This is a genomic window from Bacillus sp. FSL M7-0791 (assembly GCF_038627085.1).
GTDB lineage: Bacteria > Bacillota > Bacilli > Bacillales > Bacillaceae > Bacillus > Bacillus safensis.
Genome location: NZ_CP152022.1, coordinates 3,611,900 through 3,635,139, shown reverse-complemented (window position 1 = coordinate 3,635,139; position 23,240 = coordinate 3,611,900). Strand labels below are relative to the sequence as shown.

The 23,240-nt window shown below is 42.8% G+C and carries 16 protein-coding genes; 5 read left to right on the top strand and 11 right to left on the bottom strand.

Annotated elements, in window-relative coordinates; genetic code table 11:
- Positions 1-3: 3 nt before the first annotated feature.
- From MHI08_RS18590 to MHI08_RS18545, 10 genes are all read right to left on the bottom strand, one after another.
- Positions 4-738, bottom strand: coding sequence for an alpha/beta hydrolase-fold protein (locus MHI08_RS18590; RefSeq protein WP_342499876.1), 735 nt, complete (start codon positions 736-738; stop codon positions 4-6).
- Between the two features lie 94 nt (positions 739-832).
- On the bottom strand, positions 833-1,798 hold the full coding sequence (locus tag MHI08_RS18585; protein WP_163114539.1) for an iron-hydroxamate ABC transporter substrate-binding protein: 966 nt from the start codon (positions 1,796-1,798) through the stop codon (positions 833-835).
- A gap of 98 nt (positions 1,799-1,896) precedes the next feature.
- The gene (locus MHI08_RS18580; protein WP_342499875.1) at positions 1,897-3,522 is read right to left on the bottom strand and encodes a helix-turn-helix domain-containing protein; all 1,626 of its coding nucleotides are present in this window, start codon (positions 3,520-3,522) and stop codon (positions 1,897-1,899) included.
- 326 nt (positions 3,523-3,848) lie between these two features.
- Positions 3,849-4,076 (bottom strand): MbtH family protein, encoded by a 228-nt coding sequence (locus MHI08_RS18575; RefSeq protein ID WP_025093680.1) that lies wholly within the window; start codon positions 4,074-4,076, stop codon positions 3,849-3,851.
- A 20-nt stretch (positions 4,077-4,096) separates the two neighbouring features.
- Complete coding sequence (locus MHI08_RS18570) at positions 4,097-11,245, bottom strand: amino acid adenylation domain-containing protein (protein WP_342499874.1); 7,149 nt, start codon at positions 11,243-11,245, stop codon at positions 4,097-4,099.
- A gap of 13 nt (positions 11,246-11,258) precedes the next feature.
- Positions 11,259-12,167, bottom strand: coding sequence for an isochorismatase family protein (locus MHI08_RS18565; protein ID WP_326161181.1), 909 nt, complete (start codon positions 12,165-12,167; stop codon positions 11,259-11,261).
- 19 nt (positions 12,168-12,186) lie between these two features.
- Positions 12,187-13,806: a (2,3-dihydroxybenzoyl)adenylate synthase gene (locus MHI08_RS18560; RefSeq protein ID WP_342499873.1), complete on the bottom strand. Its 1,620-nt coding sequence runs from the start codon at positions 13,804-13,806 to the stop codon at positions 12,187-12,189.
- Positions 13,807-13,833: 27 nt separating this feature from the next.
- Positions 13,834-15,012, bottom strand: a complete 1,179-nt coding sequence (dhbC, locus tag MHI08_RS18555) for an isochorismate synthase DhbC (protein WP_342499872.1) — start codon at positions 15,010-15,012, stop codon at positions 13,834-13,836.
- Between the two features lie 26 nt (positions 15,013-15,038).
- Entirely contained in the window at positions 15,039-15,824 is a 786-nt protein-coding gene (locus MHI08_RS18550; RefSeq protein WP_024427630.1) for a 2,3-dihydro-2,3-dihydroxybenzoate dehydrogenase, read from the bottom strand.
- Positions 15,825-15,828: 4 nt separating this feature from the next.
- A complete protein-coding gene (locus MHI08_RS18545; protein WP_342499871.1) occupies positions 15,829-16,713 on the bottom strand; it encodes an alpha/beta hydrolase-fold protein in 885 nt (294 codons plus the stop codon).
- A gap of 534 nt (positions 16,714-17,247) precedes the next feature.
- Here MHI08_RS18545 and MHI08_RS18540 point away from each other — a divergent pair.
- Positions 17,248-17,466, top strand: a complete 219-nt coding sequence (locus MHI08_RS18540) for a hypothetical protein (protein ID WP_208946130.1) — start codon at positions 17,248-17,250, stop codon at positions 17,464-17,466.
- A gap of 159 nt (positions 17,467-17,625) precedes the next feature.
- Here MHI08_RS18540 and MHI08_RS18535 read toward each other — a convergent pair whose 3' ends face one another.
- Positions 17,626-18,483, bottom strand: a complete 858-nt coding sequence (locus MHI08_RS18535; protein WP_342499870.1) for a hypothetical protein — start codon at positions 18,481-18,483, stop codon at positions 17,626-17,628.
- Between the two features lie 109 nt (positions 18,484-18,592).
- Between MHI08_RS18535 and MHI08_RS18530 the strand changes: the two genes are divergently transcribed.
- From MHI08_RS18530 to MHI08_RS18515, 4 genes are all read left to right on the top strand, one after another.
- On the top strand, positions 18,593-19,546 hold the full coding sequence (locus MHI08_RS18530; RefSeq protein WP_342499869.1) for a DUF4885 family protein: 954 nt from the start codon (positions 18,593-18,595) through the stop codon (positions 19,544-19,546).
- A gap of 213 nt (positions 19,547-19,759) precedes the next feature.
- The gene (gene dnaB, locus MHI08_RS18525) at positions 19,760-21,124 is read left to right on the top strand and encodes a replicative DNA helicase (RefSeq protein ID WP_003214779.1); all 1,365 of its coding nucleotides are present in this window, start codon (positions 19,760-19,762) and stop codon (positions 21,122-21,124) included.
- A gap of 129 nt (positions 21,125-21,253) precedes the next feature.
- Positions 21,254-21,667: a VOC family protein gene (locus tag MHI08_RS18520; RefSeq protein ID WP_087978696.1), complete on the top strand. Its 414-nt coding sequence runs from the start codon at positions 21,254-21,256 to the stop codon at positions 21,665-21,667.
- 255 nt (positions 21,668-21,922) lie between these two features.
- Complete coding sequence (locus tag MHI08_RS18515) at positions 21,923-23,212, top strand: adenylosuccinate synthase (protein ID WP_024424032.1); 1,290 nt, start codon at positions 21,923-21,925, stop codon at positions 23,210-23,212.
- Positions 23,213-23,240: the final 28 nt, after the last annotated feature.

Here is a 23,240-nt window from a genome sequence, read left to right as displayed (position 1 = left end):
AAATTAGCGTTCTCTTTGATAAAACCACTTTAGGGCCGATAAGAAATTTTTTTGAAATTGTTTCTGATGATGGCCCTCCCCTTGTTCGATGTGATATTGCAGCTGCCTTTCTTGCATCCCTTTCTGTAATAAAAGATCATGTAGTTGTTTGTTGAATAAAGGCATGTGCTGTTGAGCAGATGTTTTTCCTTTCCCTTCTTCACTGCCTACAGACAAATAGACAAGGTGATCCACACACTGAATGCTTTGTTGTTTAGCAAACGATAGAAAATCATGATACCAAAATGACCCGGAGATCGATGCGATGTTTTTAAAAAGATCAGGGTGCATGAATAAAGTATAAATAGCAAACAGCCCGCCTAATGAAGCACCTACGTGGCTATGTTCATGACAGGTCTCTTGAACTGGATATTCTCTTTTGATATATGGGAGCAAGTCATTCGCTAAAAATGACACATACGTCTGTGCCTCGCCTTTAAAGTCAGGGAACCCAGATCGCAGTGATGACGCCTTCCATGGTGTATATTCGTCAAGTCGATTGAAGGGGTGTATGCCGACGATGATGATTGGCGAGATGGTTTTGGCTTCGATCATTCTTTCGATCTCTAGCAGGTGTGTTCTAAACAAAGAAGAGCCATCTTGTACAAAGACAGCGGGGACATCAATAGAGGTGTCTTGCGGAAGGTAAATATCAAGCTGACGCCCGTTAAGCTCGTCATATAGAAACGTTCCGTTCATGTGTATCCTCTCCTAACGGTTTTCAACTGCGTTGAAAAGAAGACAAAGGGCTAAACATTTTAGCCCTTTGTCAACCATCTGATCACGCATCTTTTTAGTTGTTTTGATCTAACCATTTGACAGCCTTGTCAAGGAAGGTTGTTTTGCTTAGTGCTGTTCCTCCTTGAAGCATAGGGTCAACGGCATTTTCATTGATGTGCCCATTTTTCACAGCTTTTAGGCTTGTCCAAATTTTATTTTTCTCTAAGTCTTTCAATGCATTTGGATTCGATGAGTTTTCTTCTTTAGAGAACTGAACAAAAATATAGTCAGGATTGAGTTCTCCTAGGCGCTCCAATGAAATCAATGCCTGTGCTTTGGCTTTTTTGATATCACTTGGTACTTTAAATCCTAAATCCCCATATAAGGTAGAGTTGAAGTATACGTCTTCAGGATATACGTACAGATCGCCCTGTCTAATGCGTAAAATGACAGCTGTTTTATTGCTGCTTTTGTCTTTCAGGGTTTCTTTCGCTTGTTTGAGATCTTTCTGATAATCAGAGATGATGTTTTTGGCTTCTTCACTTTTTCCAGTCAATTCACCGAGTAATAAAAGGTTGCTTTCCCAGTCGGAAGAGACATGTGATACTGGGATCGTCGTTTGGACTTTATCTAGTTTTTTAATTGTTGCAGGAGGGAACTTTGTTGATCCAAGTATCACATCTGGTTTTAGTTTTAGGATTTTTTCTAGGTTCGGTTCTGTTTTTTCACCGATGCCTTCCGTTTTCGCTGTGATGTCTTTAAATAATTCAGGGAATGTGCCGCCTACAGTAGAAGCACCAATAGGCTCGATACCAAGTAATTTTGCATCTTCCATTGATTCAAGGCTTCCAGCAATGACAATTCGTTTCACTGGTGTTTTGAGTTTGTACGTTTGATCTAAGTAGTTGATGTTTGTTTCTACTGCTTCAGCTGACTTGCTTTTGGCTGTGTTTGAAGCAGGTTTATTTTCTGCAGCACCACAGCCTGCTGCGGTGACCGTCATGATACAAAGGATAAGCAATGCGAACCATTTTTTCATTTGTTTTCTCCTTTAACTGATAATTGTTCTCAATTAAAGATTGTATTAGGCTTTCGTCCTTTTATCCATAGACAAATCTCTGTCAAAGGATGGACTTTTTACGGAAAAAAAGATAAAAGGTCCTGAATGACCCGTTGATGACTGGCTGCTGTGTATTCACGCCAAGGGTCAGAAGTGAGCGGATAGACGGCTTGCTGCGTCACAGCCTTGAGATTTTGCCAAGACGCCTGCTGCTTTAACTTTTGATAAAAAGCAATGGTTTTTGGCTCCTTATGCAGGAATAGGAAGATGGCGTCTGGATCTAGCTGTTGTATAGAGCGAATGCTGATTTTCTTTTCTATTAGCTGACCATCATTCTGAAAAGCTGGCAGAAGGCCAATGTCTTGAAAAATTACTTCTGACATGGTGCGATTCACAGACAAATAGAGCTGATCTTGAAAGATACGAAGAGGCAGGACGGTTTTTGGTGGATGATCAAAAAGACATGCCTTTTTCGCTTGATTGACGAGTTCCTCGTAATGAATTAACCATTCTTCTGCTTCGTTCGCTTCGTTTAGGAACGTAGCTGTTTGTCTAAATTGAGTGCGCCAATCCAATTGTGTGAATGGAACAAAGTGAACAGGACAGATGGTTTTTAACACTTGTTTTTCTTCCTCTGTCACATGATCATTGGCAATGATCAGCTCAGGTTTTGTTTCCTTTAATAGATGTAAATTGGCTTCAGCGTGCTCGTTGATCCGATGTGCACTCAGGTGAATCGGAATTTCTTCTGCATGATGCTCAAAATCATGTGCTGTCCATTTTGGGTGAAGGGGAGCAGCATATGGGATGATATGAATGGGTGTGAGCTGGCCGAGTATGGAATGGCCATAGGCTGCAATTTTCCGCTGACGGCTTTTCATATAAGTAGAAGGGGTCATGCCCGTTTTTTTCTTAAAGATGCGGCTGAAGTAATACGGATCTTGATAGCCGATTTCAAGTGCAATGTCTTTGAGCTTTGCGTTGCCTTTTGCCATTAATTGTTTGGCTCTAGCCATCCTTTTCTTGGTGATATAATCAGTGACACTCACATCAAAATGCTTTTTAAATAGCTCACTGTAATGATTGGCGCTGATACCAGCCATATGAGATAGACTTGTCAGGCTGAGGGGTTCTTCGGAATGTTGATCGATATATTGTTTTGTTTTGAAAAGGGCATGTGCCGTGTCACAAATATCTTCTTTATGCAGTGTAAAAAGCTGCATAATAAGCTGCTGGAAAAGAGTTTGGCTTCTAAAAAAGCTAATAGATTCAGGTCTTTGCCATTCCTCTGTCATATCGGACAGTAAAGAATGAATGTGTTCAATCAAACTAATATCGATAAATTGCCATTTATTCAGTAAAGAACGGGCATGTTCCATTGATACTTCTCCTATTTTTTGATTTTGCAGCGTGTAGAGCTGAAAGCGAAAAAGGTAGAGCTCGTGTTTTTGATAAGGCTCTGTTTTCAACATAAATGTTTCCCCAGGCATGATCGTATAGAGAGTCAGATGTTTCAATCGCCATTTTTGATCGTTCAATGTGAGTAAACCGCTGCCGCTTATGCTGAAGAGGAGACAGAATGTATCTGATAGCTGCTGCTCCGTATGTGGAAGCTCTGCATTATTTATTTTTTCAGTATCTGTTAATCGATAGATGAATTGTTCGGCATTTGCCAACGTACGTAATTGATTATTGTTTCCCATAAAACCACCTGATCTCTTTTTAGTTGATAAACATTCTCAATTAAATTGTAGCAGAAAGAGCTGAAAGATGGTGATGTTTATTCTGTCAAAAAAGCACCCTGATGGAGATCAGGGTGCGCAGCGTGTAGACAAACCCTCGCATTCGCCCGCAGGTCTGCGCGCCGGTACTCACGAATGTCAAATTCGCTCCGCTCCGGTGCTCGCCCTTCCTAGGGCTGCAAAGGTTTTCTATCACGCTGAAAAGAAGACAAAGGGCTAAAATCAAGATCATTTTAGCCCTTTTGTCAACAATCATCGCACCCAGAGTGAGATCAGGGTGCGATGATTTATTCCGTTTTTCCATGAGCTAGCGCTGGTTCTTTTGTTAAGCTTAATGGCCGCAAGTCCTGCCAGTGTGTCTGGATATAATCGATGCAGGCATTTCTAGTGTCTTCACCAAAGACCTTTTCCCACCCATCTGGCACTGGTGCAAATGATGGCCAAAGTGAATGCTGTCCTTGTTCATTGACCAGCACAAGAAATACACCGTCTTCACGATCAAAGGGATTTGTCATTTGTCATCTCTCCTTTATTCTTAGTGCTTTTGTTTGACCCGATGCAGTGCGTTGTCTAAGATGACACCAATTTCTGCTAGGGGTTTAGGCTGGCACATGTCTTTGTGCCGGCAATGAATGTCGTGCTGTTCAATTGTTCCGTTGATATAAGGTGCCCATGCTTCGGGATCAATTGGTGTAAACCAATCTGGGATAATGGTAGATCTAAAGAATAATATGTCCCCCTGATAAGTTTTTGGCTGATATTCTCCGAGCAATCGAACTGAATTCACATAGGTTTCTTTTAGATTTCTAATGGCATCTTCACTTAAGCTTGCTAGTGCACTGCCATCTTTTTTCAAAATGTCGATGGCACTTTTCATCGTGAGCGGTTCACCTGTTAAGGTATCTGGATCATAACCGCCGAGCGCAAGAAGAGCGATTAGTGCTTCTTCTTCATCAGGTGCTGCTTTAATCGGTAAGAAATGATTTGGATAGGCATCCAGCATCGCAACGAGTACGATTTCTTCACCTTGCTGCTGGAGCTGTGTAGCCATTGCCTGTACAACGTTTCCGCCTAATGACCAGCCAAGAAGAAAATAAGGGCCTTTTGGCTGAATCGTTTGGATGTGCTTAATGTAATCCGCAGCCATATCATCTAGTGTGTGCGGGTAGTCATCTTTTCTTGCGATTCCTCGTGCCTGTAATCCATAAATAGGGATGTCTTTCTCTAATGTATTCAAGAGACCTGCATAGCACCAGCTCAGACCACCTGCTGGGTGAACACAGAAAAGAGGATATCTTTCTCCATTTGTTCGCAGCGGCAGCAAGATGTCTAGTGCGTTTTCATCGCTTCCTGTTTCTAGTTTCTCTGCCAAACTTGCCACATTTGGTGCTTCAAACAATGTTCCAATGCTTAGTTTGACACCAAGTGCATCACGAATGCGGCTGATTAAACGAACTGCAAGCAGTGAATGCCCGCCAATGTCAAAAAAGCGATCGTCTATGCTGATTTTAGGCAAATCAAGCACCTCTTCAAAGAGATGACATAGGATTTCCTCTTTCGGGTTTCTTGGGCCGCGGCCATCCGTTTGCTGTAAATGCAATTGAGGGGCTGGCAGTGATTTTTGATCAAGCTTCCCGTTTGCTGTAAGCGGCATGGCGTCAATCTGTACATATGCCGCGGGCACCATGTAATCAGGAAGACTGGCTGCTGCAAAATGACGAAGGGTCTCTGTATCGAAACGGTTTTCTTCAGTTGGGACGATATAGGCGACTAGGCGTTTGTCGCCAGGCTGATCCTCTCGCATCATGACGGCAACTTGTGCAACTGCATCGTGGCGTGCCAGAACGGCTTCGATTTCTCCAAGTTCAATGCGGAAGCCGCGTATTTTAATTTGATGATCAGCTCTGCCAATGTAATCAAGAGCCCCTTCTTCTGTCCAGCGCGCAAGGTCGCCTGTGCGATACATCCTTGTGCCAGGTGCGCCATAAGGATCGGCAGGGAATCGATCTGATGTCAGGTCAGGTCTGCCTAGATAACCTCTTGCAAGGCCAGCTCCAGCTACATACATTTCACCTGTCGTCCCAGGGGGAACAGGCTGTAGGTATTCATCTAGTACGTACACATGTAAATCAGGAATCGGTTCGCCTATTAAACTGCTGGAGTTCTTTGTGATCATATCTCGATTGAGTTCATTGTACGTAACGTGTACGGTAGTTTCTGTAATGCCGTACATGTTAATGAGCTTTGGCTTACAGTCTGAGTGACGGCTGTACCAATCTTCTAATCTGCTAAGCTCTAATGCTTCACCGCCAAAGATGACATAGCGGAGTGATAATGCTTGGCCTAGTGTTTGTTGTTCCTTGTCTATCTGCATGAGCTGATAGAAGGCAGAAGGTGTTTGATTAAGCACAGTCACACCTTCCTCGACTAGAAGCTGCAGCATCTCTTCTGGAGAGCGAGAGATGGTATGAGGTACAATGACAAGCCGGCCGCCATATAAAAGTGGTCCCCAAATTTCCCATACTGAAAAGTCAAAGGCATAGGAATGGAACATTGTCCAAACATCTTCTTCATCAAATTGGAACCAATGTTCAGTAGATGTCAGAAGACGGATGACATTTTGGTGTGGGATGACCACTCCTTTTGGTTTCCCTGTAGAACCGGATGTATAAATAATATAGGCCGGATGCAGAGAAGATAGCGGCTCAATTCTGTCTATATCAGCCGGATTGTGATTTGGCATTGTCAGCAATTGATCGCTCGTTTCCTTTTCGTCTAACAAAATCAAATCGCAATCAGCTGGAAGATGCACTGCATCTGCTTTTGTTGTGATGCTGCAAACGGGTTTGGCATCTTGTATCATGTATGCCAGTCTGTCTGCTGGGTAATCTGGATCAAGCGGAACATAGGCTGCGCCTGCTTTATGAACGGCTAATAAGCTTACGAGCATATCGATTGATCTAGGAAGGGCAAGTGCAACGAACTGTTCTGGTCCAACGCCTCTTTGTATTAATAAATGAGCAAGACGATTGGCTTTGTTGTTTAACTCACCATAGGTCAGCTGCCTTTTGCCATACGTTACAGCCACTCGATCAGGGTATTGCTGCGCCGTTTTTTCAAATAAGGCCGGGAGACTATGTGCTTGATCTAACTGAGCGAATGTCTTTTTATCAGGGAGAAATGTTTGCTGTTCTTTATCTGATAAAATGTTCACTTGACCAATTGGCACATGTGGGCGCTCAGCTACAACTGTTAAAAAGTGCTTCATTCTGTCAGCGATTGCTCGAATGGTGCTTTGTTTAAATACATCTGTACTGAATTCAAACAATCCTGTTAAACCTGCTGCTGACCCAGTTTCCGTTCTTTGTTCTGTCAATTCGATGGTCAGATCGAATTTAGCTGACCCTACTGGTTTCACGTAGAGGTCTGAATCAAGCTGTGTCAGCTTCATTTCCGCCTTCGGTGTATTTTGGAAGGCTAGCATGACCTGGAACAATGGATTTCTTGATCTGGATCGGGTTGGGTTTAGGATTTCGACTAGCCGTTCAAATGGCAGATCCTGATGCTCATAGGCTGCTAGGTCAACGTCTCGCACTCGCTTCAATAGCTCACTAAAGGTTGGATTACCAGCTGTATTTGTACGTAATACTAGTGTGTTCACAAACAAGCCCACAATATCGTCAAGTGCATCATCATTCCGTCCAGCAATCGGACTGCCGATTGGGATATCTGTACCGGCCCCAAGGCGTGTCAGTAATGCTGCAAGAGATGCTTGAAGCACCATGAACAAACTCACCTGATGCTGCTTTGCAAGCTCAAGGAGGTTCTGATGTAAAGCGGGTTCAATCGTAAAGTCTATCGTCGCACCGTTGAAGCTTCCTTCCTGTGGACGCGGGAAGTCATAGGGAAGCTCAAGTTCTTCAGGCAGGTCTTGTAAGGCACTTTTCCAATAGCTGAGCTGCTTGGCAAATAGACTATCCGTCTCTTCTTCACTGCCCAACAGCTTCTGCTGCCAAATAGCATAGTCAGCATATTGAACAGGTTCTGCTGGCAAGGAGATGGATTTTCCTTGTATACGGGCTTCGTAAGCAGCAGCTAAGTCTCGTGTCAATGGTGCAAGTGACCAGCCGTCACCAGCGATGTGATGCAGCAATAGAAGCAGTACGGATCGGTTTGCATCAAGCGTGAATAATTCAGCTCGAAGTGCAGGTTCTTCTTCAATCTGAAAGCTATACCGAATGGCTTCGTTTAACTGATTCTCAATTTGTTGATCGCTTGAAGCTGTGACATGGAGTTCAGGCTGAACACTTTTCGGGTGTAAAATGACCTGTCTTGGCATGCCATTCTTATTTGGAAAAATGGTTCTAAGGGTTTCGTGTTTTTCAGTGATATCTGCCAAAGCACCAATGAGAGCTGTTTGATCTAGTGTACCTGTCAGCTGAATGACAAGTGGAATATTGTAAGTTGGACTTGGCCCTTCAAGGCAATGAAGGAACCAGAGCCGTTTTTGGGCAAAGGATAATGGAATTTCATCTGGTTTGTCTTCAACCTGAAGCGGCGGCCGAATGTCCTTCGCTTTGTCAATGTGCTGCGCAAGCTCAGCAACCCGAGGAGATTCAAAAAGGGTACTCATGCTTAGGTCTGCACCAAGTGTATCGCGTATACGTCTAAGCAGGCGAGCGGCGAGTAAGGAATGTCCTCCTAAGTCAAAGAAACTATCATCTATGCCAATTTGAGATAGGCCAAGGGTTTCTGCAAATAAACTACATAACATGTCTTCTTGTGGTGTTCTAGGTGTCCGCTCAGAACTGACTAAAGACATATTTGGTGCTGGTAATGCTTTGCGGTCGATTTTGCCGTTTGGTGTAAGTGGAAGTTCTGGCAACACGACAACAGCAGAGGGCACCATGTAGTCAGGAAGTAATGAAGCCGCAAACTGCCTGAGCTCTGAAGGGTGCAGAGAAGAGCCATCTGTCAGCACAACATACGCACAAAGAAGTTGCTGCCCAGGTTGATCCTCACGAACGATAACAGATGTATGCTTTATGGCTTGATGCTGCATCATTACGGTTTCGATTTCACCTAGTTCAATACGGAAGCCGCGTATTTTAATTTGATGATCGGCACGGCTGATATAATCAATTGAACCATCTTCACGCCATCTGGCTAAATCACCAGTACGATACATTCTCGTGCCTTTTGTGCCGAATGGATCAGCGACAAAACGTTCAGCCGTTAAATCATATCGTCCAAGATATCCTCTGGATACTCCTTCACCTGCAATATAAAGTTCACCAATTGATCCTGCTGGGACTGGGTTTAGACCTTCATCTAAAATGTAAATGCTCGTATTCCAAATGGGTTTACCGATTGCCGGCCCGCTATTCTCCCGGTGTGCTGTGACATTTTCCATCGTAGACCAGATCGTCGTTTCTGTAGGCCCGTACAAATTAGTAATGTCGCATTGAAGAGATTGCAATGTGTGCAAAAGGGGAGCAGGGAGTGCTTCTCCTCCAACAAGAACACGCATACCTGTTATCACGTCAGGGTACTCATCTGCCAACGCATGCCACAACGTTGGCGTTGCCTGCATGATTGTGACATGATGAGAACGAATCATGTCTGAAAGCTTTGCTGGTTCTTGTATGGTTTCTTTTTTTGCCAATAAAATAGCAGCCCCATGTAAAAGCGGGAGAAACATTTCCAGCCCGGAAATATCAAAGGCAATGGTCGTGACCGCTAAAAGCTGGTCTTCTTGATCTAATAAAAATGAATCTTGCATGGACAATATAAAGTTGATGACATTTCGCTTTGTTACAACAACACCCTTTGGTTTGCCTGTCGATCCTGATGTGTACAGGATGTAGGCGGGGTGATGCGGAGAGCCATCGCTCCAAGTCGGATTGAGATGCGGACTGTCTGCTATCTCCTGATGGACAGTTGCATCATCCAGTTGAACGATGTGCGGATGGTCCAAACCGTCTGCTGTCTCTTTAATTGTGAGCAAGCACGCCGGTTTGGCATCTTCTAGCATATAGGCGACACGATCGTTAGGATAATCAGGATCTAGTGGCAGATATGCGGCTCCCGTTTTGACGACGGCTAATAGACTTACGACCATATTGATGGACCGAGGAAGAGCAATTGCGACAAATTGTTCTGGTCCAATGCCATGTTTTTTCAAATAATGAGCTAATTGATTAGCCCGCTGATTCAACTCTTCATAGGTCAAAGTAATTCCTTCAAACTGTAATGCTTTTGCTTGTGGTGTTTTGCTCACCTGTTTTTCAAATAGTTCCCGTAAAGATTCCTTTGGTAATTCTCGTTTTGTATCATTCCAGTGCTTGAGGATGTTCTCTTTTTCTTTAGACAAAAGAAGGTTGAATTGACTGATCGTCTGATCTTCCTCTAGTCCAGTTATTTTCTCCAGCAATTGCAGAAAACGCTGCTGATGAGCGTCAACTGCTTGCTCTTTGTAAACGGCAGGGTTTGCATCAAAGTCAATTTGAAATCCGTTCCCATCCGCGCGGTCGTATATGTTAATCGATATATCATCCACGGGTCCTGCTGAAAGGTTATGTGCTTGACCAATGCTCTGATCGAACATGAGATCATAATCAAATGGCATGATATTGATCTGTGGGCCAAATAATCGCTGATTTCTTCCGATGAGTTTAAAGTCTCTCCGCATGTCCTCGTGACGATATCTTTGATGAGGGCGAATGGTTTTTAGTTCATCAGATACTTGGCGAACAAGTGCTGAGAGTGTCATTTCTGGTTTGCATGTTAAACGAAATGGTACCAGGTTCATGACCATTCCGGGTGTTTGTAAGGCGCACGATCCAAGGCGCATCATCACAGGAAGCCCTAAAACAATATCATGTGCACCAGTCATACGATGCATATATAATGCGGATGCTGCAAGGATCATTTCATGCCACGTACCACCGAAGGCTTGAGCATTTCTTTTCATTTTGCTTACCTTTTCGGCATCGAAGCCAGCCGTTTTTCGAATAAAATGATCCGACGTTCTTGGTGCAAGCTCCGCAAGGCTGACAATTTCAGGTTGATCAGCAAAGCGATTTTTCCAAAACGCTCGATCAGCTTCATATCGATTGGACTGTCGATAAGTGGACTCCTCTTGAACTACGTCATGTAAGGCTCCAAATGTTTGAGGAGGCACAGGTGTCCCTTGCGATAAGGCTGAATAGACCTCAGCAACACGACGTGCAATGAGCGAAAAGGCGAATCCATCAATGGCAATATGATGAATGCGCTGATACCAGATAAATCGGTCGTCAGCAAGCTGAAAAAGTACTTCACGGAATAATACATCTTTCTCTAAAGAGACTGGTGTTGAAAGATCTGCCTTCATCCATGCTTTAGCTGCATCAATCGGCTGTTTTTCATTTTGTAAATGAATCAATTGGAATGGAATTTCTTTCTTAGATGTCATCCATTGCTTTGGACCGTCAGTATCTTCAATGAAGCGCATATACAAGGAATCTGCTTCTAAGACAGTCTTTCTAATGGCGGCTTCAAAATGTATGGGATCAATAGGACCTTTAATATCTATATACTCAGCTGTATTGAAAATAGGATTAGCTGGATCAAGCTGCTGCGCATACCAAATGCCTGATTGGGCACCGGTTAGTGGGAATGAATCGACTGACTGGATCGACAAGGGTATACCTCCTTTACAAGTAATCGATATTTGGGATAGATGGCTGCTTTTCTGGGAAAAGAAGAGTCCGCCAATGAGCGAGCGTTGGATTTGCTGCAAGCTCAACGAAATTGACTGCCGCTCCTTGCTGCCTCCACTTTTCCGCTAGGCTCATCATTCTAATAGAATCAAGCCCAAGGTAGACGAGATTCTCATCAAGCGGTATTTCATTTGGCTCGATTTGGAGATACTCAGCTACTTGGTGAACGATGGCCTCAAAGGATATATCATCACTGTTTGCTTCTTGTCCTGTTAAATGACTGATGATTTGGTTTGTCGTTGTGGTGACTGCACAGCGTTCAGCTGCATAGGTCATGGCCATTTTGTGATGTTTGAGTGAAAAGTCAGCGACGGCATCGGCGACAAAAAAGGTTTCAATATCCAGCATGAATGCTTCTGCGGCTGTCAGCATACAGCCAATATGTGCATATACGCCAGTAATGATCAGTTGATCACGCCCGCCTTCTTGAAGAATATCCAAAAAATTAGATTTCTTGAATGCGCTATAACGCCATTTTGTCAGCATTGTATCTGCTTCAGATGGAGCAAGCTGATCAATGATTTTTGTCAATGCTTCATCATCACCAAGTCCAGGTCCCCAAAAATCTGTTAATAAGGCACGATCCTTCGGGTCTTGGTCACCAGGCTGAGCTGTGTAGACGACTGGAATGCCAAGTTCATTGCATGTATTACGTAATTGTTCAATATGCTGAACTAACTCTGTGATCGGTGATGTATCTTGTTGAAATGCATTTAAAAAATATTGCTGCATGTCATGTATCAGTAGAACAGCACGTTTCGGATCAGGTATCCAGTTCACTTTATTTTCGGGTAAATCTTGTGTGCTTGGCATTGGATATGCAGGAATAGTAGGGATTGCCATGATTTTCACTCCTCATTTTTTATACGTTGGCAGTATGGGTTGCAGCTAATTCTCTTAATGCTTTTTTACTGACTTTACCTACACCTGTTTGTGGGAACGCATCGATCCATTCAATGCGGTCAGGAATTTTATAGGCTGCGAGCCCGCGTTCTCTTAGAAATGATTTTAAGACGTGCGGTGCTGGTTTGTTGTTTCCTTTCGCAATAACAAAGGCACATGAGCGTTCGCCAAGAAATGGATCTGGCATAGACACCATGGCGGCATCATGAATGTCAGGATGCGCAAGTAAATGGTTTTCAACTTCTTCTGCGGCAACCTTTTCGCCGCCACGATTGATTTGATCCTTGTCTCTGCCTTCTACAACAACATTTCCTTCTTTGGTTAATCGCACGATGTCACCTGTTCTGTAAAAACCATCGGGTGTAAATGTTTTTTTGTTTTGTTCATCGGCTTTATAGTAGCCGCGAATCGTATAAGGCCCTCTTGTTAAAAGATGTCCAGCCACTTCATGCGGGACGGGCTTGTCCTCATCATCTACCACTAGTACCTCATCATATTCAGACATCGGGCGTCCTTGTGTATGAATTACGATATGTTCAGGATCATCTAATCTGGTATAGTTGACCAGACCTTCTGCCATGCCAAAAACTTGCTGTAACTTACATCCAAGGGCAGGCTTCACTCGTTTTGCTGCCTCAGCACTGAATTTAGCACCACCGACTTGTAAGACTTCAAGACTCGATAAGTCATCTGATCGATGAGGAGCGGCCTCTAGCCAAATCAATGCGATAGGTGGAACGACAGCGGTAATGGTCGCCCGTTCTTTTTCAATGAGTGGAAAGACGACATCAGGGCTTGATCCAGGTGCAAGAACGACTCTTCCGCCTGCGTATAACGTTCCAAGGACGCCAGGCGAGCTTAATGGATAGTTGTGCGCAACTGGAAGTGCAGCTAGATACACACTTTCTTGTGTGAGCTCGCACACCTCATTGCTTTTCCAAAGACTATAAATATAGTCATCATGTGTACGAGGAATGAGCTTTGAAAGGCCTGTGCTGCCTCCAGATAACTGAAGAAACGCAATATCGCTTGCCTCTACATGAATTTGAGGATCAAGTGCTGGGTCCTTGCGCAGATCATCCAAGCAAAGGAATTCCTCAGCTTCCCCTGCAACAATGACATGAGGTAATGAGGGAAGCTTTTCTTTCACTTGACGTGCGAGTGATCGATAATCAAAGCTGCCATCAATATCTGGTATGACATATGCATCTGCTTCGGCAAACTCAATAAAATAAGTGATTTCACTGCTTCTATGAGATGGCAGAGAGAAGACGGGTAAAGCACCGATTCGAAATAAAGCGAAAATGACTTCAAAAAAAGCAGGAATGTTAGGAAGCTGCACGACAACTCGACTTCCTTTCTGAATTCCAAGCTGATGAAAACCGGCAGCAAGACTGCTGACGCGTTCGTCAAGTTCTTGGTAGCTTATGTGTGTATCAGCGTATGTAATGGCTGTTTTATTTCCTAACGATGCGGCGCGTTCACGAAGCATACCGCCAAAGGTTTCCCCACGCCAACAGCCGTTTTCACGGTAGCGTTTTGCAAATTCTTCTGGCCATGTAGGTGGTTGAACAAACATGTTTTTGTCATCTCCTATTTATTTTTATCACTGATGGATGCCCATCGCGTGAAGCATCGTGTTGAATTTTGCAGATGTTTCAGCTAGCTCTTCTTCTGCCTTTGATCCTTTGACCACTCCTGCACCAGCAAAGAGACGGAGAGAGTGACCCTCAGCTTCTGCACAACGAATGGTGACAATCCAATCACCATCACCATTTGTATCTGCCCAACCGATCATTCCTGTGAAAAATCCTCGATCGAAGGGTTCAATCGCTTGAATGGCTTCACGTGCATCTGCTGTAGGTGTTCCGCATACTGCGGGTGTTGGATGAAGGCTAAGCGCCAAATCAATTGAGGACACACTGGAATCTATTAATTCACCTTTGACCACAGTAGATAAATGCCACATCGTTTCTGTTTGAATGACGGATGGTGATGCAGGCACATCTAGTGTATGACAGTATGAAGTAAGCGCTTTAGTGACAGCTTCAACAACCACTGCGTGCTCGTGTAAATCCTTCGCTGAGGTAAGGAGTTCATCTCGGCGGCGCTGGTCTTCTACTGGATCTGAACTGCGCGGCCGAGAACCAGCGAGTGGATTGGAAATCACAGATGAACCAGTTTTTGAAAGAAGCAGTTCAGGGCTTGCTCCAAGAAGTGTGCGCTTTTGGGAAGCCTTCGGGTCAGCTATATTTGCAGCAAACGTATAGCCAGTCGTATTATGACGAGCCAGTCGTTCGAGTATTGTTTTTGTATGAATATCTCGATTTGCTTTGAGATGGAGAGATCGAGAGAGTACGATTTTGCTAAGCTCCCCGTTCTCAATTTTAGCTAATCCTTCGTTCACACCATTCATGTAGACCTCTGGAGAGGGGACAGGTGTCACCTCATAGGATGGCGATGCCGCTTCTGACTTCTCATCACCTTGTTGAAATTCGAGTGGATCACTAAACTGTACATGGACTGGTACATTTAAACGAACGGGCTGCGCCGGATCAAATGGGACAGCACCAGCCACAATCGGTGTTTGGATACCAGCTTGTTTGGCATCGTCAAATACATGCGCTACCCTTGTGGATAGTTCATTTAGCTGATTGGTCTCAATATGCTGGAAAATCCCTTCGGCAAGTATCGTGCGTTTAGGTGAAGCAAGAAAAAAAGCGCCTGGCTGATAGTCTTGAAGCAACTGTATTTTTTCTTCTGACGACAATAATGAATGTTTCATGAAAAGGCCTCCTTTTAAATGAAATGCTAGATTCCGAGTGTTGCGCCGCCATCAATCGTGAGGTTCTGCATCGTAATATGACTTGATTGCTCAGATGCAAAGAAAATGACTGCATCAGCAATGTTTTGAGGATCAGCGATTTTTTGTAAAGGAATACCGGTTTTATACGTCTCTAATGAGCCTTTAATTACCTGATTTTCTCCTTGTTCATCAGACCATAAAGCCCATTGCATGGGTGTTGCGGTAGAGCCGGGAGAGACGACGTTGCATCTAATGCCATAGGCAGCCAGCTCTAAACCAAGCGTTTTTGTAAAGGAAGTAGCTGCTGCTTTTGAAGCGGCATAGGCAGCCATATTCATTCTAGGAATGGCACCAGCGTTAGAGCTGACAGTCACAATGACCCCTTCTGATCTTTTCATCATGTATTTGGAGACAGCTTGAGATACGTAAAAGACACCATGTGTGTTGACTGCGAAAGTTTGTTGCCAGTCGTCTGCACTAAGCTGGTCGATAGAACCCATTCGAAGAATGCCTGCTACATTGACCAGTAAATAAATGGGGCCAAGCTGCTTTTCAATTTGATCGACAATGTGCTGAACAGAAGCTTGATCGGTGATGTCACCTGGATAGGCAAAGGCACGTATGCCTTCATCCTTCATTTGCTGGACGGTGCTTTGCAGCTGCTCTTCATTTGCGTCAACTGCTGCAATAATCGCACCTTCTTCGGCTAGTCTTTTTGCGACTGCTTGTCCAATACCTTGACCTGCGCCTGTGATCAAGGCAATTTTTTGAGATAGACCATTGTGTTTCATGTGTTCACTGCCTTTCCTTCATGTCTGTGGTTGTGAAAGGATCATCATGATAGAGTGCAAAACGAAAAGCGTAATTCATCAGCACCGGTAAAACGGACGTATGTCCTTCTTCAGGGAATTCGCGATAAGACGTATGCAAGCCATATGCGGATAAAGGCAGCATACGATTTGCTAGTCCATGTGCATGATCATTCATTTGACACGGATGATGTTTTTCTAACTCACCTACACCTACAAGCAGCCTGACATTCATAGACATCTGACGTATATGGCTGGTGAATTGGTGTTCTTTTTCTAGAAATAATTCTTTGTTCCAGTGGATAGAAGGACTGCCCGCAATATATGTCTGATAAGCATCAGGGTGCTCAAATAGTGTGTGTAATACAAAAAGACCGCCAAGAGAGTGTCCAAACAGTGTTTGACGACTCTGGTTGATCGGAAAGCGCTGCTCGATATAAGGCTTTACAATCTTTTCTAAAAAAGAAAAGAACGCAGAGGCCCCGCCATATGTATGGTTGGAGAAGTCCTTTCTTTTGCCACCAATGGAAGCGTCAGGGCCGGTAAGAGTGAGATCATAATGCCTGAGCGGATGATAGGGAGCTTCTGTCTGATAGCCAATTCCAACAATGATGGCTGGTACGACACCTGTTTTTTCAGGTCTTCTTGACTGTAGACGAAGTGCTTCGACCATTGTGCCAAAAAGTGAATTTCCATCAAGCACGTACATGACTGGAAAACCAGCCGCTGGAGGAGTTGTATTCGGTTTAAATATAAAAAGTCTATAAGGGTGTGCTGTGATATCCAGCTGCTCCGTCCCAGGTATAAAAAAAGGACGGCTTTCTCTGAAAAGAGAATCCTCAGTACCCATTCCTTCAGGGCGTTTGGACATGTGTAAAATATCCCCTTCCTCAAATTGACTCTCATATGCTGATAAAAGCAGGCTTGCGGATATAGGATGAGTGTAGAGATTGAAGAATGGTCCCTTCAAATGAAAATGATTCTCAATTATCACGCAAGCAAATCAAATGATAATGGTTATCAATTATGAAGTCAAATGTTCATTAAGTGGTGTAATTGATAATTTGATCTAAATTTTCGGAAAATAAAGGACTAAATAACTACCAAATGAATGGAAATAGGGAATGCCGGACTGAGTCATTTAAAAAGAGGAGAAATGCCAAAAGACCTTGACCGTCACGGTATATTTACCATTTTCTTCTGTTTGATTCAGGAATATATATAGGTTTTTCTTCTTGAAATCATTTTGAGGAAAAATAAGTCTATAGACCTTCTTGTATTTTTAGGAAAAAAGAGGAGAATTTTTCGAAAAGCTGGTGAGCATATCTCACAACTTATTCAATCTCATGCGTAAATTCATATACAATTTTCTAAGGAAGACAAGATCGAAGTGAATGTAGGCAGAATGAAAACTCCATTAGGAAAGCTAAGGCTAAAACTGCTTGAACATCAGCTCAAACTGAAAAATACGTTTACAGTGGAAGAATATCATGAAATGAAGCAATCATTACATGATATACGGATGACATTTGCGGCCTATGAACAATGGGATTTATACCAGCGAGCCACCGATATGATCACCATCCTCCTCTTTCAACACGCCCTCAAGCAAAACCACCATTAACACTTTCACTTTTTATGAGCAGCGTATTTCTTATGAAAGCACGGTGCTGTTTTAAAGTTGGCCAAATATCATATAGCATCAAAAATGCGGCAATGAAAAAAGTAAGGGATGCCCCCTTACTTTTTGATCAATCGGTTTACATGTCTAAACACCATTCAATTAGAATCCATCTGTGACATCATATTCGTAACGAATATCGGCTTTGACATTGCTCATAGTAGATCTCGCAGTAGCCTTTGCGTTGTACTTAAAGCTCCATTTTTGCGCGACTTTTAATTGATCTTCCAGTGAAATACGATAGGACCCACTTGTTGCAGATGAAACAAGTGATGTGTACCAAATATTACTTTCACTAGCCATCAGTTTGTGTGTGACATTTCCTTGGTTAGGCGATTGGGTACTAGTCGTTGAAATCGATTTAACGACAGCACGTTTAGGAACTGTGGAATTATTAGTTAAATCCATTGTAATGACTGAAGAATCAACTCCTAAAAAATTTAAAGAAGAATTCCCCAAGTTAGTAGCAGTCCCCGTAAAATTGAATGTCCCATTTCCAGATTTGATACGATCTTGGATGGAGACAGTAAAATACATATTTCCCGTATATGTACCACGGGTCACTTTCACAAAATAAGTTTCTGAAGTTGAAGTAACTTCACCAGTGTTGGCAAAAATAAATGGCGTTATTGAATCAGGATTAATAACTTCGGACCCTGTCCTAGAGTTTTTCGAATTATACACTTCGATTTTCATCCCTGTATATTGCTTATTATACGAACTTCTTACATAAACCCTTTCACCTTTATTGATCGTGAACTGATAATACGCTTCATTTTCACCTTCAGGTAAGATTGTTGTATCTGAACGACTATTTTTCCAATATCCCATTGAGCTGGCTGTGTTAGGACTGTTATTCCCCGTGATAGCCGCTTCCGCTGAATGAGGTGCAAAAAAACTAGTAACAAGCACGAATGCCAATGCAGGTAATAAAAAACGTTTGAAGATAATATTTGTCATATTTTAACCCTCCTTGTAATAATTACTATATCGGATCAAAACTAACAAATTTTAACTGAAATGCCGATATATTTAATAATCACTAATTTTTTAAAAAAGGAGAATCAAAATGAATATTAATACGTCATACACGGCAGCTTCAAACAATCAGAACCGAATAGGCTCTAAAGACCAATCAACTATTAAAAGTACAAATGAGGTAATGACCGAATCTGATAGACGGATGAAAATATTAGATGAAAAATACGAAAAAATAAATGAACAAAATAAACGTTTCAATGATCCTCAAGACCATATATATAATAAGTATAGAAACCCTTACTCTTCTTATTTCAGAAGTGATCTAACAAAACCGGAAAGAGAAGCTGCTTACATTATGGAAATGAGTTGGGCAAGGAATAATAAAGGTGGACAATATGACTTTAATGATGCCATCTTCCGTAATGAAAAACGGTATGACCCTACCCAAGAAAGTGTAGAAAAGAAAATACTCAATCGTCAAAAGGTCAACGAACAATTACAAGATTTATTCTCTAAAAACGGGATATCCATTCCTAAAAATACAAATCTAACTTTCACCATTGACCCGAACAATTTTAAATTAGTGGTAAGTGGTTCAAAAGACGAATCGCTGATGAAACAAATAGAAGACTTATTAAATACAACCAACAATACAAGAGAATTATTTTTCCATATTATGAAAAGCAGAAATGATGATTCTACTCAATTCACATTGGATTCTCTGGCCAAGTTCCATCTTGTTAATCAAATCAAAACGGTCACAGGCTACAATTTAAAGGATTTAAGCATTGTAAATGGTCAATTTGTAACGGATAACGGAACGAATATTTTTGATCTATACAAAGAAGAACTTCTTAAAAATCCATACACAGCAGAAAATGCGCGCATTGCCGCTTCACATTACGGTGCACAGCTATTCGATCTAGCCAAAAACGGGTTTGATTCTATTCCCGATTTGGTTTTATCTATTAGTTATCAAAACGGCTCTTTACAAGACATTGGGCAAAAAGTGAATTATGGGGTTAAGAAAGCGATAGATTAACAAACCTTGAACGATGACAGATACAAAATCATTAGCGATAACGAAGGACTCTATAACAATTGTTGTTACAGAGTCTTTTCTATTGAAATGCGCTGGTTTGCACAAAATATCAACATGGTAATTTTGACTATAGTCGATGTTTTTCACTTTTTTATTGATGAAAATGTTAAAATGATGAGTAGCGTATTTTTTTATGAAAGGACGGTGCTTGGCATGACGGAACTTCTCGATGACCGGCTGCCGCCGCAAAATATAGAAGCCGAGCAGGCCGTATTAGGTGCTGTTTTTTTAGAACCATCTGCGCTAACGCTCGCTTCTGAGGTATTAATTCCAGAGGATTTCTATAGAATGTCGCATCAAAAGATTTACAATGCGATGCTTGTACTTGGCGATAGAGGAGAACCGGTCGATCTTGTCACGGTGACATCTGAGCTTGCCAATACAGATTTACTAGAAGAGGTAGGCGGGATTTCGTATTTAACCGATATTGCGAACTCTGTCCCAACTGCCGCAAACATTGAATACTATGCAAAAATTGTAGAAGAGAAATCCATTTTAAGACGTCTGATCCGTACGGCGACAACCATTGCACAAGATGGGTATACGCGTGAGGATGAAGTAGAGGACCTATTGAGCGATGCTGAAAAGACCATTATGGAAGTGGCGCAGCGTAAAAACTCAGGAGCCTTTCAAAACATTAAGGACGTTCTTGTTCAAACATACGATAATATTGAACAGCTTCATAACCGTAAAGGCGATATCACAGGGATTCCAACAGGTTTCTCTGAGCTTGACCGGATGACAGCTGGATTCCAGCGAAATGATTTAATCATTGTAGCGGCTCGTCCATCAGTAGGGAAAACCGCCTTCGCATTGAACATTGCCCAAAATGTGGCGACCAAAACGGACGAAAGTGTTGCTATCTTTAGTTTAGAGATGGGTGCTGAGCAGCTCGTTATGCGTATGCTTTGTGCAGAGGGGAATATCAATGCACAAAACCTAAGAACCGGTAATCTGACAGAAGAGGACTGGGGTAAGCTGACAATGGCGATGGGCTCGCTGTCAAACAGCGGAATTTTCATTGACGATACACCTGGAATCAGAGTAAGTGAAATTCGCTCGAAATGCCGCCGATTAAAGCAAGAAAATGGTCTTGGCATGATCCTGATCGACTACTTGCAGCTCATTCAAGGAAGCGGGCGATCAAGCGATAACCGTCAGCAGGAGGTTTCTGAAATCTCTAGGGCATTAAAATCGCTGGCAAGGGAGCTTGAAGTTCCGGTTATTGCTTTGTCTCAGCTTTCACGTGGGGTAGAGCAGCGTCAGGACAAACGTCCGATGATGTCTGACATTCGTGAATCAGGAAGTATCGAGCAGGATGCCGATATCGTAGCATTCCTTTATCGTGATGATTACTATGACAAAGAATCAGAGAATAAGAACATTATCGAAATCATTATTGCCAAACAGCGTAACGGTCCAGTTGGTACAGTATCACTGGCGTTCGTCAAAGAATATAACAAATTCGTCAATCTGGAAAGAAGATTTGATGATGCGGGTGTTCCGCCCGGTGCTTAAAGCCCAGCTCAAGAAGCTGGGCTTTTTTGATTGATCTACATCGAAAGAATGATTGAAAAAACAATCAAAATGAGGAGGAGAGGGAAAAAGAGAGAGCGTATACTAAAAGGAGAAAAGGAGTGAAGACTGATGAAATTTCAACAGTTTGAAGCCGCTCAATTACGTATCGCACGCCCAACCGTCAACATGAAAGAGGTTGTTTCCTTTTATGAAGAAGGCTTAGGGCTCAAACGAATAGGCTCATTTGATCAGCATGAAGGGTACGATGGTGTGATGCTCGGGCTGCCTCACCAGCATGTTCATTTAGAAATCACCAAACATGAAGAAGAAGACAGCCTGCCCGTCCCGCATCCAGAACAGCTGCTAGTTTTCTATATTCCAGATGCAGAGGAATTTCAGCAAATGAAAAAGAGATTGCTCTCATTTGGCGGACGGCATGTCACCTCAACGAATCCATACTGGGACCGGGGAGGAGCAACCATTGAAGACCCAGATGGGTATCGAGTTGTGCTGATGAACACAGATGGTATTACACCTGTTTAAAAAAGACGCCCATGGTTGGGGGTCTTTTTTATGTTGATGAACAGCTGGAAACGATAAAAAGTTGTTTTTGCTCGAAAACTCCATTTTTAAGCACTGGAAAAGTGATTAAAGCGCTTTTCTTTATATTTAAAACGAACAAAATTTGATTTCGAGATATTAATGTTCGGATTTCGCGTTGACTTTTTCGTTGTGCATTGATAAAATAAATGTGTTTGAAAGAGACAACGTTTTGAAAGGTTAACGGAGGTGCACGATATGTCTTCAGTAGTCGTAGTAGGTACGCAGTGGGGTGACGAAGGGAAAGGGAAAATTACCGATTTCCTTTCAGAAAATGCAGAGGTGATTGCCCGTTATCAAGGGGGAAACAATGCAGGTCACACGATCAAATTTGATGGAGTGACATACAAGCTACACCTCATTCCATCCGGTATTTTTTATAAAGAGAAAACTTGTGTCATCGGTAATGGAATGGTGGTTGATCCTAAAGCGTTGGTCACTGAGCTTGCGTATCTTCACGAACGGAATGTGAGTACAGATAACCTCAGAATCAGCAATAGAGCCCATGTTATTCTGCCTTACCATTTAAAATTGGACGAGGTAGAAGAGGAGCGGAAAGGGGCTAACAAGATCGGTACGACGAAAAAAGGAATCGGACCAGCTTATATGGATAAAGCTGCCCGCGTCGGTATCCGCGTCGCAGATCTATTAGATCGTGAAGTATTTGAAGAGAAGCTTGCACGCAATCTAGAAGAGAAAAATCGTCTTTTAGAGAAAATGTACGACACAGAAGGCTTCAAGATTGAAGATATTTTAGACGAGTATTATGAATATGGCCAGCAAGTGAAAAAATATGTCGTAGACACATCTGTTGTCCTGAATGATGCACTAGATGAAGGCCGCCGCGTGCTATTTGAAGGAGCACAAGGGGTCATGCTTGATATCGATCAAGGGACATACCCATTTGTGACGTCATCTAACCCGGTAGCTGGAGGCGTGACGATTGGTTCTGGCGTAGGACCAACGAAAATTCAACATGTAGTCGGCGTGTCAAAAGCGTACACAACACGTGTTGGAGATGGCCCATTCCCAACAGAACTCCACGATGAAATTGGCGATCAAATTCGTGAGGTTGGCCGTGAATACGGTACGACAACTGGACGCCCGCGCCGTGTCGGCTGGTTTGACAGCGTTGTTGTCCGTCATGCACGACGTGTGAGCGGAATTACAGATTTATCTCTTAACTCAATTGATGTACTGACAGGGATTGAAAAATTGAAAATCTGTGTCGCTTATAAATTGAATGGAGAAATCACAGAGGAATTCCCAGCAAGCCTAAATGAATTAGCGAAATGTGAGCCTGTCTACGAAGAAATGCCAGGATGGACAGAGGATATTACAGGCGTAAAGAACTTAAGTGAACTGCCTGCAAATGCCCGCCATTATTTAGAGCGCATTTCACAATTAACAGGTATTCCACTTTCCATTTTCTCAGTCGGACCAGATCGTTCACAAACGAACGTTGTCCGCAGCGTGTACCGTCCATAAGAATAGATTGATGAAGCACCAGTTAAAT

Excerpts from the sequence above, each read along its gene's own strand:
- MHI08_RS18565 (WP_326161181.1), bottom strand. The coding sequence starts at position 12,167 with ATGGCAATCCCTACTATTCCTGCATATCCAATGCCAAGCACACAAGAT.
- MHI08_RS18580 (WP_342499875.1), bottom strand. The coding sequence starts at position 3,522 with ATGGGAAACAATAATCAATTACGTACGTTGGCAAATGCCGAACAATTC.
- MHI08_RS18590 (WP_342499876.1), bottom strand. The coding sequence starts at position 738 with ATGAACGGAACGTTTCTATATGACGAGCTTAACGGGCGTCAGCTTGAT.
- MHI08_RS18530 (WP_342499869.1), top strand. The coding sequence starts at position 18,593 with ATGAATATTAATACGTCATACACGGCAGCTTCAAACAATCAGAACCGA.
- dnaB (WP_003214779.1), top strand. The coding sequence starts at position 19,760 with ATGACGGAACTTCTCGATGACCGGCTGCCGCCGCAAAATATAGAAGCC.
- MHI08_RS18515 (WP_024424032.1), top strand. The coding sequence starts at position 21,923 with ATGTCTTCAGTAGTCGTAGTAGGTACGCAGTGGGGTGACGAAGGGAAA.
- MHI08_RS18575 (WP_025093680.1), bottom strand. The coding sequence starts at position 4,076 with ATGACAAATCCCTTTGATCGTGAAGACGGTGTATTTCTTGTGCTGGTC.
- MHI08_RS18545 (WP_342499871.1), bottom strand. The coding sequence starts at position 16,713 with ATGTCCAAACGCCCTGAAGGAATGGGTACTGAGGATTCTCTTTTCAGA.
- MHI08_RS18540 (WP_208946130.1), top strand. The coding sequence starts at position 17,248 with ATGAAAACTCCATTAGGAAAGCTAAGGCTAAAACTGCTTGAACATCAG.
- dhbC (WP_342499872.1), bottom strand. The coding sequence starts at position 15,012 with ATGAAACATTCATTATTGTCGTCAGAAGAAAAAATACAGTTGCTTCAA.
- MHI08_RS18560 (WP_342499873.1), bottom strand. The coding sequence starts at position 13,806 with ATGTTTGTTCAACCACCTACATGGCCAGAAGAATTTGCAAAACGCTAC.
- MHI08_RS18535 (WP_342499870.1), bottom strand. The coding sequence starts at position 18,483 with ATGACAAATATTATCTTCAAACGTTTTTTATTACCTGCATTGGCATTC.
- MHI08_RS18585 (WP_163114539.1), bottom strand. The coding sequence starts at position 1,798 with ATGAAAAAATGGTTCGCATTGCTTATCCTTTGTATCATGACGGTCACC.
- MHI08_RS18550 (WP_024427630.1), bottom strand. The coding sequence starts at position 15,824 with ATGAAACACAATGGTCTATCTCAAAAAATTGCCTTGATCACAGGCGCA.
- MHI08_RS18520 (WP_087978696.1), top strand. The coding sequence starts at position 21,254 with ATGAAATTTCAACAGTTTGAAGCCGCTCAATTACGTATCGCACGCCCA.